The following is a 1124-nucleotide window of genomic DNA, read 5'->3' as shown; positions in this document are numbered from 1 at the left end:
TTTAACTTGTCCACTCTTTTAAAAGTTTCAGTAAATAATTATAATCCTTCTACAAAAATACTATTTAAGAGCTTATATCCTGTTATTCAACTATAAATAAAGAAAAATCACCACCTATTCAGATAGTGACCTCTTTCTTTCATAATGCTCTAATTCTTGAATTAAAGAACCAACTAACTCTTTCGGTGTTTCTTCACCAACAAATAAAGTGATATCCGCAATTTCTCTGTAAAGGTTCTGTCGAGATTCCAACAAAGTTTCCACTCTTCTTTTTAAGTCTTTTGCTTCACTTAATAAAGGTCGAGAGTCATTTAGGCTTATTCGATTATAAATCGTATTAATATCACCTTCGAGATAAACGATCACTCCATTTTTTTTCATCGTCCTGACATTCTCGGGATTAAGAATAACCCCTCCTCCGCAGGCAATAATCTTTTTATCATTATCCCTTATCCAATCTTCATGAATATCTTGAATGACCTTTGCTTCCAAATCCCGAAAATAATCCTCTCCCGATTCTTTAAAAATATCTTTTACCTTCCGCTGTTCCCGCTCTTCAATAGATAAGTCCGTATCTAAAAATTCCCACTGAATTTTTTGTGACAATGTTTTACCTAATGTGGTTTTGCCAACAGCCATAAAGCCGATAATATATATATTCTCTTTCAGCAAAAGATGCCATTGATAAGATTTACTTTGTTCCACAATTTTATGATAAATTTCTTTAAGGTGATAATCATATTTATCCGACCCACTGGCAATATTTTCAATAACTTCTTTTTCCCGTTGAAGATTTTCAATTTGTTCTTCTTTTAGAATTTTATACTCTAAAACTTTATCTAATAATAAAAACCGTTCCTTAAGTAGTTTTGAGACTTGTTGATCTAGTTGATTAATTTCATTTCTAGTTTCATGTATAGATTTCATATGACTTCCTTTCTATTTTATAATTATAGTTTTATCTACCCTTTATAAACTCATTAGAATCTTTTTTATAAGGCAAGGCGAAAATCATCAGTAACCCTATCACTGAAAAAAGAAAACCCAGAAAAAACCATATAATAGGGTTTCGTTTTTTTTCCTTAGCTTTAAGTGCTGCAAACAATCCTACAATCAATTCGAAA

The 1124-nt window shown here is 30.9% G+C and carries 1 protein-coding gene; it reads right to left on the bottom strand.

Annotated features, from left to right (window positions below; all coding sequences use genetic code 11):
* Positions 1-114 precede the first annotated feature (114 nt).
* Positions 115-927: a shikimate kinase gene (locus ISALK_RS14845; RefSeq protein ID WP_160723660.1), complete on the bottom strand. Its 813-nt coding sequence runs from the start codon at positions 925-927 to the stop codon at positions 115-117.
* Positions 928-1124 lie beyond the last annotated feature (197 nt).

The sequence above is a fragment of the Isachenkonia alkalipeptolytica genome (assembly GCF_009910325.1).
Classification (GTDB): domain Bacteria; phylum Bacillota; class Clostridia; order Peptostreptococcales; family T1SED10-28; genus Isachenkonia; species Isachenkonia alkalipeptolytica.
The sequence above is the reverse complement of the archived record's forward strand: the minus strand, read 5'-3'. Positions and strand labels throughout refer to the sequence as shown.